The organism is Trichocoleus desertorum ATA4-8-CV12 (genome assembly GCA_019358975.1).
GTDB lineage: Bacteria > Cyanobacteriota > Cyanobacteriia > FACHB-46 > FACHB-46 > Trichocoleus > Trichocoleus desertorum_A.
Genome location: JAHHIL010000061.1, coordinates 1 through 14,535, shown reverse-complemented (window position 1 = coordinate 14,535; position 14,535 = coordinate 1). Strand labels below are relative to the sequence as shown.

Genomic DNA, 14,535 nt, shown 5'->3' with positions numbered 1-14,535 from the left:
CATGAGTCAATCAGCAGCTATTCGGGTTTTGCTTGTAGATGATCATGCGATTGTTCAGCAAGGACTAGCGGCCATCATCAATGAAGAGTCGGATATGACTGTGATTGGTCAGGCTAAAGACGGAGGTGAGGCGATCGCATTATTCCGTCAAGCACAACCAGACGTGACTCTAATGGATTTACGGATGCCCCAGATGGGAGGCGTTGAAGCAATTACGACAATTTGTACTGAATTCAACACGGCTCGGATCATTGTGTTAACAACATACGATGGGGATGAGGACATATATCGGGGATTGCGGGCAGGATCAAAGGGCTATTTGCTCAAAGACTGTAAACCCAATGAACTAAGAACTGCGATTCGTACGGTTCACGAGGGGCTGCAATATATTCCCCCTCACGTTGGTGCTAAGTTAGCACAACGAATGACCAATCCAGAGTTGACCGATCGCGAATTACAGGTGCTTCAGTTGGTCGCTCAGGGGATGAGCAATCTGGAGATCGGTGCTGCTTTGAATATTACTGAAAGCACGGTCAAATCCAACATCAACCGCATTCTCAGCAAGTTAGGTGCTAAAGACCGCACTCAGGCCACCATCATTGCCTTAAAGCGAGGGATTGCTAGTTTGTGAGGGGGTGATATGAACTTAAGTTTGATCTAATCCCCATACCTCAGACTGCCTCAGGATTGATCGTTTTGTGGCTTTAAACATGGACTTAGAACGGACGACAGACTAGAGCTAGCCCCTTACATTAAGGATGTACAAACAGGTGTAGTTCGAAACCCAAGCCCTTAAGGCATAAGTCACTTTTATGTTATCCAAAGTATTCCTGTTAACAGTCTTGATGTCAGGGCTGAGCGGAGTGGCGCTGATTAGTCCAACGGTGGCGAAGGACTGCTGCGATCGCGAAACCTTTCTCTCATCTCTCTCAGGAGAAGCACAGTTCATAAACACAGTTCCACAGCCAGGATATCCGGTTTTGCTTGCCACAGCTTATACCGATTTATCCCTACCCACTCTACGTCGTGGAGATCGAGGTAGAAGCGTTCAACAGTTGCAAAAAATTCTCTCGGACAATGGTTTTCTCGGTGCCGCAGGAGTCCGATTAGGCAACCCGCAGGGTGCAGTTGTAGACGGAGTATTTGGCCCCATCACAGAATCAGCAGTGAGAGATTTGCAACAACGGTACAAAGTTCCTGTGACAGGGCAAGCAAATCCTCGTACCTGGGAAGTGTTGGATATGTATGAAAATCCTTATCGATCGCCCCTTCCTTGGAAATTGTAATTCTCTGTAAATGTGGGACTTCCTCGCCCCCCTCGCCCCCCAAATCTGGGGGGAACAAGACTCAACAAACCCTCCCGGAATAAAGTTTTGGCGGAAATCCCACAAAGGGGAAGATTAAAGAATTTATAACTGTGATGCATTCATTTGAGAACGGCTGTAGGTTGGTCGGTTAAGGCACAAAACCCAACTAAAAGAGGAGAGCAGTAGCAATGACGATTCATCAAGATGGACTTCTTGTGCAATCCAATCAAGGTCGTTCTTACTACTTTGGTCAAGATCTCTATACCTTCAAAGCAATTGGTGAAGAGACAGGAGAAGCTTATGCGCTTTGTGAGGTCATCGTTGCCCCTCAAGGCGGTACGCCTCCCCATCGGCACAGCCGGGAAAATGAATCGTTTTATGTGCAAGATGGAGAGATTGAATTCCAGCTTGACGATCGCACTCTCGTTACCACCTCTGGAACTTTCTTGCACTCACCAAAGGGTCAGATGCACCGATTTACCAATACGACTGCTACATCTGCCAAAATGCTAGTTTGGGTAACTCCTGCTGGCTTTGAGAAATTTATTGCCGAAGTTGGCAAGGCAGTCAATGGTCCGATTACTCCTGTCGCATCGTTGAGTGCTGAAGACCTGAACAAGATTCTTACCACTGCCCCCAAATACGGTATCGAGATCATTCCTCCCCCCTCGCAGTAGTATTTTAGTTTCATTTTTTGTCCAAGTTCTCATAAAACCGCACATTTGCAAGAGGTCTAATGTTTATCGATTACATTACACTCATGCTGATTAACTTGGCAGCGGGGCTTACTCTGTTAGCTGCTTATGTCTATTTTGGTCTGGGTGAGTCAAACCAGAAACGTTGGATTCCAGGCTTTGGCGTCGTTGGGGCGATCGCGTTAGTCACTGGCTTACACATGACGCTTACCTGGCCCGTGATTGGTAGTTTCAATATTGCCTTTGGTGAAACAACAGTTCTGCTTGGTGTTTTATTTGTTGAAACTTCACTTGCTCTGGCAATGGGTTGGGAGCTACTAACCCTGAGTATTTATGGGTTCTTTGCAGGTCTTGCAGCCATTGTCATTGGCTCTCGCATCATCAACCTAGGAGCAATTCCGCTTTCTCTGCTAGTAGGAATTGGGTTTATTCTAGTGGGTTTAGGAGGAGTTCTCTCTGCACCAACCCTCTATTTCAAAAAAAATCGGTTTCTGCGAAGTATTGGGGCCATCGTGTTAATTGCAGCAGCTCTTTTCTTTGCATTTATTGGATTAAGTTCTTACTGGGCGCATCTTGCTAACTTCTCGACGTGGCAACCGATGCCAAAGTAGCTGCCGTAAAGCAACCAAGGCATTAATCACACCACTAAAAAGGATTTTAATGATGCAGAACATCACGCTGGACACGATCACTCAAGCTGTGGTTGATCATGGCGATCGCGGTAAATCTCACCCACGACTATATGAAATTTACACAAGTTTGATTCAACATTTGCATAACTTTGTGCGTGAGGTAAAACTGACTGAATCAGAATTGCAGCAGGGACGGGATTTTCTCAACCAGGTCACTCATCATACTCAGGAGATTCCCAGCGGAGAACTCCATCTGTTGACGGATCTATTCGGAATCTCAGAATTAGTAGAACTGTTGCATGATGCTCATCGCGGTACAGAAAGCAATTTAGCAGGGCCAATGTATGTGCCGAATGCCCCAGAGCGACAGATGGGCGATCGCTTGGGTATTGATGCAGAAGGAGACTCACTTTTCCTGTCAGGTAGGGTTTTAGATTTACATAGTCAACCGATCGCCAAGGCTCTGATTGATGTGTGGCAACCCAATTCTAAAGGACTCTATGATATCCAAAATCCATCTCAGCCGCAGGGGAATTTACGGGGACGTTTCACGACAGATGCCAGTGGCGAGTATAGGTTTGAAACTGTCGTGCCACTAGGTTACAAGGTGCCAACCAGTGGGCCATCTGGCGAGTTGCTGCGATTGCTAGGACGGCATGCTTGGCGAACGGCTCACATCCACTTTAAAGTTAGCGCCCCGGAGTACACTCCGCTAACCACCCAAATCTTTATTGCTGGCGATCCTCATCTAGATTCAGATACAACTTTTGCAGTTCGATCGGCGATCGTTCAATTGCAGAAGCACGAATCACCAGAGGAACTTAAGGCGCAAAATCAAAGTAAACCGTTTTACTCGACTGAGTTTGATTTTGTATTGAAACCCGTTACTTTAGCAGAGAACGATGAAGCAACGGCTGAACATGATGTCTACACCCTCTCAGAATAATCCGCTGATTGGCATTTGGAAGTTAATCTCTGCAACTGCTATTCACACTGACGGAACGGTGACTCCAGAGGTGTATGGAGCAAATCCAATTGGCTACATCACTTATACAGGGGATGGTCACATGATGGTGATGTTTTCCAGAAGCGATCGCCCACCGTTGAGCCAAGACATTCAATCACCGTTGAGTCCAGAGATGCAATCTCTACCCGTTGAGGATCTGGCTCAAGCCTTTACAACATTCAATGCTTACGCTGGAACTTATGTATTGAGTGGCAATACCGTAACTCATCAGATCGAAATTGCATCAATTCCAAATCGGGTCGGTACAACGTTAGTTCGTACCTTGACGCTGAGTGAGAACCAAGTGACGCTGAGAACGCCGCCAGTTTTGAGTCATGGGGTTGAGACGGTTTTTGAGTTGGTGTGGGAGCGCCCTTAAATACCATAACTTCACCTTGATAAACAGTATAAAAATATATCAGGAGTTATTTCATGACCACATATCGCACGATCGCGATCGACGGTTTAGATATCTTTTGTCGAGAAGCTGGCTCCCGCGATCATCCCACGATTCTGCTGCTGCACGGCTTCCCAACCTCCTCTCACATGTTCCGCAATCTGATGCCTGCGCTGGCTGATCAATTCCATCTGGTTGCACCGGATTATCCAGGGTTTGGTAACAGTTCGATGCCGACGGTGGATGAGTTTGACTACACCTTTGATCACCTAGCTGAGATTGTAGAGAAATTTATTACCGCGATCGATCTCAAGAAATACAGCCTTTATGTGATGGATTATGGTGCTCCAATCGGATATCGCATTGCAACTAAATACCCAGAGCGGGTGCAAGCGTTGATTGTGCAGAACGGCAATGCTTATGAGGAGGGACTGCGGGAGTTTACGGAACCGATGAAAGTATATTGGCAAGATCCTTCTCCTGAGAATGCTAAACCACTGGAAGACTTTCTCAGCCTGGAAGGAACGAAATGGCAATATACCAACGGCGCTCGGAATCTGGAAGCGATCAGCCCTGACACCTGGAACATGGATCAACATTTCCTCGATCGCCCTGGAAATGCTGAGATTCAAATGGCACTGTTTTATGACTATAGAACTAATCCACAGCTCTATCCCCAATGGCAGGAGTATTTCCGCAAACATCAACCCTCTACGCTAGTTGTTTGGGGTAAGAACGATGACATCTTTCCTGCTGAAGGTGCTTATCCCTACCAGCGCGACCTAAAAGACATTGAGTTTCATCTCCTCGATACCGGGCACTTTGCCCTAGAAGAAGATGGAGAGGCGATCGCAAACTATATGCGTCAATTTCTCACATCACGGCTGCAACCCATCCCTGCCTAATCCAATTTGCATAAACAGCTATCAACTTCAACTATTTCAATAAATGTGAGGTAAAAGGTGACGAAAGTTCTAATTGTTTACGCCACAGATTACGGCAACACCGAGAAGATGGCACAAGTGGTAGCTTCTGGTGTGAGTTCAGTGTCAGGAACTGAAGTGGCGGTCAAGTTTGCTGAGGATGTGACTGGAGATGATGTCATCGCTAGTGATGCTGTCATTGTGGGTTCTCCCGTCCACATGGGTAGTCCAGATTGGCGCGTGAAGAAGTTTATCGATCAAGTTTGTGGTCCTCTGTGGGTTAAAGATAGCCTGATTGGAAAGGTGGGCGCTGTCTTTGCAACGGGTGGCGGTTTCGGCAATGCAGGAGGTGGCGCTGAGCTAACCATGCTGGCGCTGTTAAATAACTTTGCTGAACTGGGAATGGTGATGGTGCCTTTACCCAAAATCACACCCGGATATCCGCTGGGTGGTCTGCAATGGGGTCCCTACGGACGCTCTGCGGGAGAACACATGGAGCAAACAGGCGTAACTGAAGAACGGCTAGAAGCTGCTAAGCATCACGGCGCGAATGTAGCACGAGTGGCGGCTGCTTTAGCGGGCAAAGAATTGTTTGCCAAGTAAAAACTTAAGACTTACGCCACGGGCAACTCTTTCAAACTGAACAACTTTAGGATTCATCATGCAAAAATTAGATGGAAAAGTCGCGCTTGTCACGGGTGGTACGAGTGGTATTGGTCTTGCCACTGCCAAGCGCTTCGTCGCTGAAGGTGCCTATGTCTTTATCACGGGTCGTCGTCAGGCTGAATTGGATGCTGCTGTGGAAGCGATCGGTAAAAATGTCACGGGTGTTCAGAGTGATGCTTCCAACATGGAAGACCTCGATCGCCTGTTTGCCACAATTCAGCAAGAGCAAGGACATCTTGATGTACTCTTCGCCAATGCTGGCGGAGGAGGCATCGCCCCCCTCGGAGCCATCACGGAAGAACACTTTGACAAAACATTCAACACGAATGTCAAAGGTCTACTGTTCACTGTGCAGAAGGCATTGCCTCTGTTGCCAGAGGGCGCTTCTATCATTTTAGCTGCCTCAACTGCTTCTACCGTAGGCACTCCAGCCTTTAGCGTTTATAGCGCAACCAAAGCTGCTGTGCGATCGTTTGCTCGCAATTGGACCCTTGACCTCAAAGAGCGCAAAATTCGGGTGAACGCTATTAGTCCTGGCGTGGTTCCGACTCCTGGTTACAATCTCATGGGATTGAGTGATGCACAAGTGCAGGGATTCATAGATAGCCAAGTTGTCACTATCCCACTGGGACGAGTTGGCACCCCCGATGAGATCGCTAAAGCCGTTGTCTTTCTCGCGTCAGACGACAGCAGCTTTATCAACGGCATCGAGTTGTTTATTGATGGTGGTATGGCACAGATTTGAAGCGCCAATCACTGCATCCGGACACACTTGGCTAGCTAAAGTTGGTCGCTGCTGCATTCATGGATTTGTTTCTCCCACTTGGAACGACATGCTCAGTAGCAGTCCGTTTGCTGAGTAAGTGTAAATCACTTACTTCAACTGCCCTGCTGGTGTAGATACCAAAGCGCGGAGCCAATATTTCTAACAAACCGCGCTTATTGGGTGAACCAGCAGGGCAGGCGAGTCTTCATCCGTTGTAGATGAATCTTTCACTCCTCACCAACAGGACTCATCATGAAAAAACTAGACGGAAAGATTGCTGTCGTGACGGGGGCATCTAAAGGAATTGGTGCCTCGATCGCCAAACACCTGGCAGCTGAGGGAGCAGCCGTGGTCGTCAACTATGCATCAAGCAAAGAAGCAGCCGATCGCGTGGTGGATGACGTTACCAGCCTAGGGGGAAAGGCGATCGCGGTACAGGCAGATGTTTCCAAAAAAGCAGAGGTCGAACAGCTTTTTGCTAAGACGCAACAAATATTTGGCAAGCTCGATATCCTGGTTAACAATGCCGGAATTTATGAGTATGTGCCGCTTGAAGACATCACTGAAGAGCACTTCCACAAGCACTTCGATCTCAATGTGCTGGGCTTAATCCTCACCTCACAAGCAGGAGTAAAGCACTTCGGTTCAGAAGGCGGCAGCATTATCAACATTAGTTCGATCGTCAGTACCGCTACGCCTGCGACCGGCTCGGTCTATAGCGCCACCAAAGCAGCGGTCGATGCCGTAACCAAGTCGCTAGCTAAAGAGTTGGGTCCACGCAAGATTCGTGTCAACTCCATCAATCCTGGGATGGTGGAAACAGAAGGCGTACAAGCAACGGGAGTAATCGGGAGCGATTACCAAAAACAGATTGAAGCGCGAACCCCTCTGGGTCGCATCGGACAACCGCAGGACATCGCACCTGCCGCTGTCTTCTTCGCGTCCTCCGATTCAGCCTGGATCACTGGGGAAACGCTACACATCGCGGGTGGTATTTAACGAGCAGAACCATGAACATTAACAAGCGCGATCGGCCTCGATGCGATCGCCTTGATGGAGACGACTTCTCCGGAGCAATGACCCTACGCCTCTTCTCCTTTTTAAGGCCTCAACGTATTGTTAAATCGCTCGATATAGCTGGTTTTACCTGTTTCTTTTCCTACGGCTCAATGTCCTTTGCTCGGTAGAACTGCCCCATAGTGTGAAAGATCGTCAGTGGGGAAATTCAAAAGGACATGCACCCGTCGAGTCGTCAATCGAGCCGCTCATGCCTTCCGTCTTGCTGCTCAGGCAGGCGATCGCTCTCAAGCTACTTTGGGAGCGTTTTATCGTCGGATGAAAGCTCGCAGCAGAGCACCCAAAGCCATTGCACAAAGCCATCACAGCCACGGCTCATAAACTAGCTCGGTTCTATATACCTTCGACTTCAGGTGAGCCGTATCGTGGCCCTGGAGCAGATTATTATGAACAACGCTATCAGTAACGAGTTCTGGACAATCTGAAGAAGGCTTCTGCTCTCGGTTTTGGCCTTGCTGCTCAGCTTGCTGCTCAGTCCCCGACATAAAAGTTTAGGTAGCAGGCAACTTGAAATTTTTTAGTAAAATTACACGCTTTTTAATCGAGGGATATTCATTCCTTAAGGTCGCTATGACATTTATAGAAGGTTGGAACTATTAGACAAACCCATTAGAACCACGGCCTCTGATCGGTCTTAGCGATCGCCCTATTTTACCGGGTAGTTTTTGCTCCTGCTCCGTTGATCAGAAATTTGCAGCTTTTAAGGAGATTTCGATGGCATTATTTTTCTCGGAATACATTGAGGGCAGCAGCAACAATAAAGCTTTAGAGATTTTCAACAGCACAGGTGCAGCCATCGATCTAAGCGCTGGCAACTACGTGGTGCAGTTTTACTTCAATGGCAGCACTAGCCCCACCACGTTTAACCTAACAGGTACAGTCAACGCTGGTGATGTGTTTGTTTTTGCTCAAAGTAACGCCAATTCAACGATCCTGGCCCAGGCTGATCAAACCAGTGGGGCTGGCTTCTTTAATGGCGATGACGCGATCGTACTACGCCAAGGCGGTAGCAATGGAACCATCCTAGACGTGATTGGACAAATTGGGTTTGACCCCGGTACGGAGTGGGGAATGGGGCTAACTAGCACAGCGGATAATACCTTGCGCCGCAAAAGCAATGTCGTTACTGGCGACACCAACCCTAATGATGTCTTTGATCCGAGTGTGCAGTGGGATGGCTTGGCGACGGACAGCTTTGATGACTTGGGCCGCTATACTTCTAATCCAGTCACTGGAGCAGGTGTGACGATCGCTCAATCGAACAACAGCACTGAGGTCAATGAACAGGGCGAAACCACCGATACCTACACGATTGCCCTCAACACCACTCCGACAGGTGCCGTAGAGGTAGCGATCGCCGCTGATGCAGAAACACAAATCAGCGCTGATGGCGTTAACTTCTTCAGCTCTCTGACGCTGACCTTAGCGAACACAACTGCCAAAACTATTACGGTGCGAGCCATCAACGACACAGAGGCAGAAGGCTCTCCTCATATCGGAGTGATCACCCATGCGATCGCGGATAGTGCTGATCCAGCCTATTCCAACAACCTCACACCCATTCCCAATCTCAACGTCAATGTGATTGACAACGAGGTGGTTCTGACTCAGGTTTATGAAATTCAGGGTAGTGGTGTAGCTAGTTCTAAGGTGGGGCAGACAGTCACGATCGAAGCGGTGGTCACAGGCGATTTTCAGGGCAGCAGTGGGCTGAATGGCTTTTATGTGCAAGAGGCCCTAGGCGACGGAGATGAGGCGACCTCAGACGGTATTTTTGTCTTTGCACCTAACAGCCTGGATGTGAGTGTGGGTCAGACTGTGCGGCTCACAGGACGGGTCTCGGAGTTCTCTACCCAAACTCAACTGGATAACATTAGTGGCTTAAGCATTGTCGGATCGGGGGCAGTCACTCCGATCGCGGTTAATTTATATGTCATCACAGCCACCGACCTAGAGCGCTATGAGGGCATGCTGGTCACATTTCCCGAAACCCTAACAGTGACTGAAAACTTTAATTTGGGGCGATTTGGGGAAGTGTTGCTGTCGTCAGAGGGGCGATTGTTCAATCCCACTGAGTTGATTGACCCAACTGATATCCCAACGACTGAAACTGAGAACGACGAGAACAACCTTGCCGCCGTTACAGAACAGCAAAATGCCAATAACCTACGTGACATTCTGCTCGATGATGGCAGCAACACGCAAAACCCCAACACTGTTCCCTTTTTGAATCAGGATGGCACGCTACGAGTAGGCAGCACAGTGGCAGGACTGACCGGGGTGCTGGGCTTTGGCTTTGGCAACTATCGCCTGCAACCCACGGAAGATCCAAATTTCATGGATACCAATCCTCGCACAGCGGCACCCGAAGGGGTAGGGGGCAACGTTAAAGTAGCCAGCTTTAATGTGCTGAACTACTTCAACGGGGATGGGATGGGAGGCGGCTTTCCAACCGCTCGCGGAGCAGACAATGTAGCAGAGTTTGAGCGGCAGAGTGCCAAGATTGTCAGCGCGATCGCCGCTCTTGATGCCGATGTGGTAGGTCTAATTGAAATCGAAAATGATGGAGATGGTTCAGAATCAGCGATCGCAGAACTGGTCGATCGGCTCAATGCCTCCCTAGGGGCAAAAATCTACGACTACATTCGTGACCCTGCCACTGGAGTAGGCACTGATGCCATTAAAGTTGCCTTCATCTACAAACCCGAAACCGTCACCCCTGTAGGTGCTGCTCTGAGCGACCCGGACGCAATTTACAATCGTCTACCTGTAGCTCAAACCTTTGTGTTGAACTCCAACGGCGAAACTTTCACGCCTGTGATCAATCATTTCAAGTCCAAGGGTGGTACAGGAACAGGCGCAGATGCTGATCAAGGCGATGGCCAGGGAGCTTTCAACTTCACACGAGTGCAGCAGGCAGAAGCCCTACTCAGCTTTGTGAATGAACTGAAGACTACTACAGGCGATCGCGATGTTTTAGTTTTGGGAGATCTCAACGCCTATGGTGAAGAAGACCCGATCGACGTGTTGCGCAACGGTGGATTGGTAGACGAACTGGACAGGTTTGTGGAGAATCCCTACTCCTATGTTTTCGCAGGACAGTCTGGAAGATTGGATCATGCGCTGAGTACTGCCAGCCTCAGCGAGCAGGTGACGGGAGCCACGGAATGGCATATCAATGCCGATGAACCTAGAATCTTGGATTACAACCAGGAATTCAACCCCGCTGGACTCTATGAGCCAACGCCCTATCGCTCCTCTGATCATGACCCTGTTCTCATTGGTGCAGAGTTGGCAAGTACACTCAGCGTTCTAAATGGTGGCAACGGAGAGGATACCCTCAGCGGCACCTCTGGCAGAGACGAACTCAACGGCGGCAACGGTAGAGATACGCTCAACGGCAGCAATGGCAACGACATTCTCAACGGTGGCAATGGCGATGATATCCTGCTAGGCCAGATCAGCAATGACATCCTGATGGGTGGCAATGGTGATGACTGGTTAGAGGGTGGTCAGGGTCAAGATGTACTCACGGGCGATCATGGCAGCGATCGCTTTGTTCTCGCTTTTGGTGCAGGCACAGACATAATTCAAGATTTCCAAGACGGCAAAGATTTGCTAGCTCTGGCGGGTGGTCTCACATTCGGTCAATTGACGATCGCGAACAATGCCAATGACACGCTGATCCGCGTAACGGCAACCAATGGGCTACTGGCAACGCTAAACGGTTTACCTATCAACAGCATTACAGCGATTGATTTTGTCGCTGCTTAAGTTAAAGCGCATCGGGGTGGATACCTATCCACCTTTCTTTTTGGGCCACCTTTCTTTTTTGGGCCACCTTTTTTTTGACAAAACTCCTACAACAGGCTTCCTGCACGAATCAAAATTGGCCCCCCTAACCCCCCAATGCTGGGGGGAACTTTAACGGAGCTTCTCATAGCCCCAACTGATTACCCCTATCAGGAATTTCCTATGACATCATCAACTGACGCGATTCGTTTTGCTACGTTCAATGCCTCCTTGAACCGCAACAGTACAGGACAACTGATCACCGATCTGTCTACGCCGAACAACACTCAGGCAAAAGCGATCGCCGAAATCATTCAACGGACGAATCCAGATGTAGTGCTGGTAAATGAGTTTGACTATGACGCTGGCAACCAATCCGCAGAACTGTTTCGGCAAAACTATCTGGCGGTTAGCCAAAATGGAGTTGATCTTGTTAATTATCCCTACTACTATGTTGCGCCTTCTAACACCGGGATTCCGTCTGAGTTTGACCTGAATAACAACGGTGCGATCGCGGGTGGAGATGACGCGCTAGGATTTGGCTTGTTTCCGGGCCAGTATGGCATGGTGGTCTATTCCAAATATCCGATCGCTACAGATCAAGTTCGCACCTTCCAGAATTTTCTGTGGAAGGATATGCCGGGAGCGTTGTTGGCTGACGATCCAACCACACCCCAACCCAATGATTGGTATTCTCCTGAAGAGTTGGAGATCTTTCGTCTCTCATCCAAGAGCCATTGGGATTTACCCATTGAGGTCAATGGCGAGACGATCCATGTCCTGGCTAGCTACCCAACCCCACCTGTTTTTGATGGGCCAGAAGACCGCAACGGCAGACGCAACCATGATGAGATCCGTTTCTGGGCAGATTACATCACTCCCGGCAAAAGAGAGTACAATTGCTTCGGGGTCGCGCTTTGTGATCATGGGCGATCAGAACGCCGATCCGTTTGATGGGGATAGCGTCAATTTTGCCATTCAGCAGTTGTTAAAAAATCCCCTGATTAATACATCTGTGACGCCTAGTAGTGAGGGAGGCTCTGACGCAGCAGCACGCCAGGGTGGGGCTAATGCTACTCAGCAAGGCAACCCCGCCTTTGACACCGCAGACTTTGCCGATACCACTCCTGGCAATCTCCGAGCCGATTATGTGCTGCCATCCAGCAACTTAGAAATTAAGGATGCCGCTGTTTTTTGGCCTTCTAATGAAGATCCACAGTTTTCGCTGGTTGGTGACTTCAGCCCTAGTATTCCCGGTGGGTTCCCAAGTTCCGATCACCGCTTGGTTTGGGCAGATCTGGCGATCGCCCCTGACATTAACCGCAAAAGCGTGACTGATCTAGATTTCCTAGGTGAGATAACATTCCCAACTGGATTTACTTTTGAGGGAACTCAGGTAGGTGGACTATCAGGCATCACCTACGATGCAGCAAATCAAGTTTACTACACCATTTCAGACGATCGCAGCCAATTTGATCCCGCTCGCTTTTATACTCTTGAGATCGATCTCAGCGACGGTAAATTAAACCCAGGCGATCTCACCTTTCAAGATGTCACAACCCTGTTAGACGACAGTGGCAAGCCTTTTGCAGCACTTAGCATTGACCTTGAAGGCATTGCCCTAACGGACGAAGGAACCGTCTACATCTCCTCAGAAGGAGAAGCAAATTCAGTCGCAGAAAGAGTTGAAGATCCTTTCGTTGGCGAATTTGACTTAACCACTGGAAAACAGCTCAGCACTTTGCCAACTCCTGCCAAGTTCTCACCCACTGCACCTTTCCAAGATCTCAATGGAGATGGGGCGATCACCAATGCGGATCAGCCTTTCACACCTACCAGGGGTATTCGCAACAACCTGGCATTTGAGAGTTTGACCATTACACCCGATCGCCACTTTCTCTACACGGCAACTGAAAATGCCCTAGCGCAGGATGGTGCAGCCGCAGGCTTAGGAGTTGCCAGTCCCTCCCGCATCCTCAAATATGACTTAACGACCGGACAACCTGTAGGTGAGTTCGTCTACATCACCGATCCAGTTGAAGTAGAGAGTGTGCCTGCGGGTCAGTTTAAAACTAATGGTTTAGTTGACTTGCTGGCACTCGATAACACCGGGACGCTGCTGAGTCTGGAGCGATCGTTCTCTACGGGAGTTGGCAACAGCATCAAGCTCTATCAGGTGCAACTTCAGGGAGCAACCGATGTGAGTAGCGTTGATAGTTTAATCGGTTTAGAAGTAAATCCTGTTGGCCAAAAGCAGCTTTTGCTCGACTTTGCTGACCTGGGACTAACCCTCGACAATATCGAAGGCATTACCCTCGGCGGCACATTACCCGATGGACGGCGATCGCTAATTGTAGTCAGCGACAACAACTTCAGCTCCACTCAATTGACGCAAGTTCTCGCTTTTGCGATCGGCACCGAAACAACTCCTGGTGTAGCTCCCACTTTAGAAACGCCACCTGTGATCGATCTGGATGAACCGCCAATAACCAGCAATCAGGAGATGCCGACGATCCAGCCATCTACGTCCACCCCAACGATGTATCTCAGAGTTTGGTGATTGGCACGCTCAAGGATGGCGGTTTATCGGTCTATGACCTGAACGGACAAATTCTGCAAACCATCCTACCAGGTGAGCCAGGGGATGTGCGCTACAACAATGTGGATCTGGTGTATGGCTTCAATGTGGCTGGAGCAAAGCTGGATCTGGCGATCGCGTCTGATCGTGAGAACGACACGCTAGCGATTTACCAGGTTAATCCCACGACTCGCCAACTCACAGATATCACCAGCAGCCAGATTCCTGCTTCGATTTTTGGCATCAATGATGGCGAACAGACAGCCTATGGCTTAGCCACCTATACCAGTCCGTTTACCGGAAAGTCTTATGTCTTTGTCAGCCAACGAGAAAATAACCAAGTGGCTCAGTTGGAATTAGTCGATAATGGGGCAGGTGGTGTGAGCGCCAAAGTGGTGCGAACCCTAACTGTTCCCATCCGCACGGATGGCGAGTTAGAGGATGCCCAAGTTGAGGGCATGGTAGCAGACCGCGAGCTTGGTTTCCTTTACGTTGGACAAGAAAACGGCGGTATTTTCAAGTTCTCGGCAGAGCCGACGGGCAGCACCACCGGAACACTCATCGAAGCAGCCAAGGGGGTTGCAAATAAATAACACCCCTGTCAAGCAGGAAGAATGGTGATATCCCATTTGGGTAAAGTTTCAGACCGTTGCCAGAAGGGGAGATAGGATTCTAATTCCTCAGCCAGCAATTTGA

17 protein-coding genes are annotated in these 14,535 nt (G+C 49.1%); 16 read left to right on the top strand and 1 reads right to left on the bottom strand.

Annotation, left to right across the window (positions count from 1 at the left end):
- Position 1: 1 nt before the first annotated feature.
- The 12 genes from KME12_24950 to KME12_24895 all read left to right on the top strand — a co-directional run bounded on the left by KME12_24950 (position 2) and on the right by KME12_24895 (position 7,790).
- The gene (locus KME12_24950; GenBank protein MBW4491024.1) at positions 2-631 is read left to right on the top strand and encodes a response regulator transcription factor; all 630 of its coding nucleotides are present in this window, start codon (positions 2-4) and stop codon (positions 629-631) included.
- Positions 632-845: 214 nt separating this feature from the next.
- A complete protein-coding gene (locus tag KME12_24945; protein ID MBW4491023.1) occupies positions 846-1,286 on the top strand; it encodes a peptidoglycan-binding protein in 441 nt (146 codons plus the stop codon).
- Between the two features lie 209 nt (positions 1,287-1,495).
- A complete protein-coding gene (locus KME12_24940) occupies positions 1,496-1,984 on the top strand; it encodes a cupin domain-containing protein (protein MBW4491022.1) in 489 nt (162 codons plus the stop codon).
- 59 nt (positions 1,985-2,043) lie between these two features.
- Positions 2,044-2,613 carry a DUF981 domain-containing protein gene (locus tag KME12_24935; protein MBW4491021.1) on the top strand — a complete coding sequence of 190 codons (570 nt, stop codon included), beginning with the start codon at positions 2,044-2,046 and terminating at the stop codon, positions 2,611-2,613.
- A 49-nt stretch (positions 2,614-2,662) separates the two neighbouring features.
- Positions 2,663-3,580: a hypothetical protein gene (locus tag KME12_24930; GenBank protein ID MBW4491020.1), complete on the top strand. Its 918-nt coding sequence runs from the start codon at positions 2,663-2,665 to the stop codon at positions 3,578-3,580.
- Complete coding sequence (locus KME12_24925) at positions 3,558-4,019, top strand: lipocalin-like domain-containing protein (protein MBW4491019.1); 462 nt, start codon at positions 3,558-3,560, stop codon at positions 4,017-4,019. Before KME12_24930 ends, KME12_24925 begins: the two co-directional genes overlap by 23 nt.
- A gap of 53 nt (positions 4,020-4,072) precedes the next feature.
- On the top strand, positions 4,073-4,942 hold the full coding sequence (locus KME12_24920; GenBank protein ID MBW4491018.1) for an alpha/beta hydrolase: 870 nt from the start codon (positions 4,073-4,075) through the stop codon (positions 4,940-4,942).
- A 57-nt stretch (positions 4,943-4,999) separates the two neighbouring features.
- Positions 5,000-5,563 carry an NAD(P)H-dependent oxidoreductase gene (locus KME12_24915; GenBank protein ID MBW4491017.1) on the top strand — a complete coding sequence of 188 codons (564 nt, stop codon included), beginning with the start codon at positions 5,000-5,002 and terminating at the stop codon, positions 5,561-5,563.
- A 58-nt stretch (positions 5,564-5,621) separates the two neighbouring features.
- Positions 5,622-6,371, top strand: coding sequence for an SDR family oxidoreductase (locus KME12_24910; protein MBW4491016.1), 750 nt, complete (start codon positions 5,622-5,624; stop codon positions 6,369-6,371).
- Between the two features lie 273 nt (positions 6,372-6,644).
- Positions 6,645-7,391, top strand: coding sequence for a glucose 1-dehydrogenase (locus KME12_24905; GenBank protein ID MBW4491015.1), 747 nt, complete (start codon positions 6,645-6,647; stop codon positions 7,389-7,391).
- An 11-nt stretch (positions 7,392-7,402) separates the two neighbouring features.
- A complete protein-coding gene (locus KME12_24900; protein ID MBW4491014.1) occupies positions 7,403-7,579 on the top strand; it encodes a hypothetical protein in 177 nt (58 codons plus the stop codon).
- Between the two features lie 28 nt (positions 7,580-7,607).
- Positions 7,608-7,790, top strand: coding sequence for a hypothetical protein (locus tag KME12_24895; GenBank protein MBW4491013.1), 183 nt, complete (start codon positions 7,608-7,610; stop codon positions 7,788-7,790).
- Here KME12_24895 and KME12_24890 read toward each other — a convergent pair.
- The gene (locus KME12_24890; protein ID MBW4491012.1) at positions 7,772-7,954 is read right to left on the bottom strand and encodes a hypothetical protein; all 183 of its coding nucleotides are present in this window, start codon (positions 7,952-7,954) and stop codon (positions 7,772-7,774) included. The genes KME12_24895 and KME12_24890 overlap by 19 nt on opposite strands.
- Positions 7,955-8,183: 229 nt before the next feature.
- Here KME12_24890 and KME12_24885 point away from each other — a divergent pair, with 229 nt between their 5' ends.
- The 4 genes from KME12_24885 (at position 8,184) to KME12_24870 (ending at position 14,432) form a co-directional block, all read left to right on the top strand.
- Positions 8,184-11,243: an ExeM/NucH family extracellular endonuclease gene (locus KME12_24885; protein MBW4491011.1), complete on the top strand. Its 3,060-nt coding sequence runs from the start codon at positions 8,184-8,186 to the stop codon at positions 11,241-11,243.
- Between the two features lie 201 nt (positions 11,244-11,444).
- A complete protein-coding gene (locus KME12_24880; GenBank protein ID MBW4491010.1) occupies positions 11,445-12,215 on the top strand; it encodes an endonuclease/exonuclease/phosphatase family protein in 771 nt (256 codons plus the stop codon).
- Complete coding sequence (locus tag KME12_24875; GenBank protein MBW4491009.1) at positions 12,187-13,821, top strand: esterase-like activity of phytase family protein; 1,635 nt, start codon at positions 12,187-12,189, stop codon at positions 13,819-13,821. The genes KME12_24880 and KME12_24875 overlap by 29 nt, the downstream gene beginning before the upstream one ends.
- A complete protein-coding gene (locus tag KME12_24870) occupies positions 13,782-14,432 on the top strand; it encodes a phytase (protein ID MBW4491008.1) in 651 nt (216 codons plus the stop codon). The genes KME12_24875 and KME12_24870 overlap by 40 nt, the downstream gene beginning before the upstream one ends.
- Positions 14,433-14,535 lie beyond the last annotated feature (103 nt).

Bases quoted from the DNA above. Each gene is read 5' to 3' on its own strand.
- KME12_24930 (MBW4491020.1), top strand. From the start codon at position 2,663: ATGATGCAGAACATCACGCTGGACACGATCACTCAAGCTGTGGTTGAT.
- KME12_24925 (MBW4491019.1), top strand. From the start codon at position 3,558: ATGTCTACACCCTCTCAGAATAATCCGCTGATTGGCATTTGGAAGTTA.
- KME12_24940 (MBW4491022.1), top strand. From the start codon at position 1,496: ATGACGATTCATCAAGATGGACTTCTTGTGCAATCCAATCAAGGTCGT.
- KME12_24945 (MBW4491023.1), top strand. From the start codon at position 846: ATGTCAGGGCTGAGCGGAGTGGCGCTGATTAGTCCAACGGTGGCGAAG.
- KME12_24890 (MBW4491012.1), bottom strand. From the start codon at position 7,954: ATGTCGGGGACTGAGCAGCAAGCTGAGCAGCAAGGCCAAAACCGAGAG.
- KME12_24875 (MBW4491009.1), top strand. From the start codon at position 12,187: ATGGGCGATCAGAACGCCGATCCGTTTGATGGGGATAGCGTCAATTTT.
- KME12_24905 (MBW4491015.1), top strand. From the start codon at position 6,645: ATGAAAAAACTAGACGGAAAGATTGCTGTCGTGACGGGGGCATCTAAA.
- KME12_24950 (MBW4491024.1), top strand. From the start codon at position 2: ATGAGTCAATCAGCAGCTATTCGGGTTTTGCTTGTAGATGATCATGCG.
- KME12_24885 (MBW4491011.1), top strand. From the start codon at position 8,184: ATGGCATTATTTTTCTCGGAATACATTGAGGGCAGCAGCAACAATAAA.
- KME12_24910 (MBW4491016.1), top strand. From the start codon at position 5,622: ATGCAAAAATTAGATGGAAAAGTCGCGCTTGTCACGGGTGGTACGAGT.
- KME12_24920 (MBW4491018.1), top strand. From the start codon at position 4,073: ATGACCACATATCGCACGATCGCGATCGACGGTTTAGATATCTTTTGT.
- KME12_24935 (MBW4491021.1), top strand. From the start codon at position 2,044: ATGTTTATCGATTACATTACACTCATGCTGATTAACTTGGCAGCGGGG.
- KME12_24880 (MBW4491010.1), top strand. From the start codon at position 11,445: ATGACATCATCAACTGACGCGATTCGTTTTGCTACGTTCAATGCCTCC.
- KME12_24900 (MBW4491014.1), top strand. From the start codon at position 7,403: ATGAACATTAACAAGCGCGATCGGCCTCGATGCGATCGCCTTGATGGA.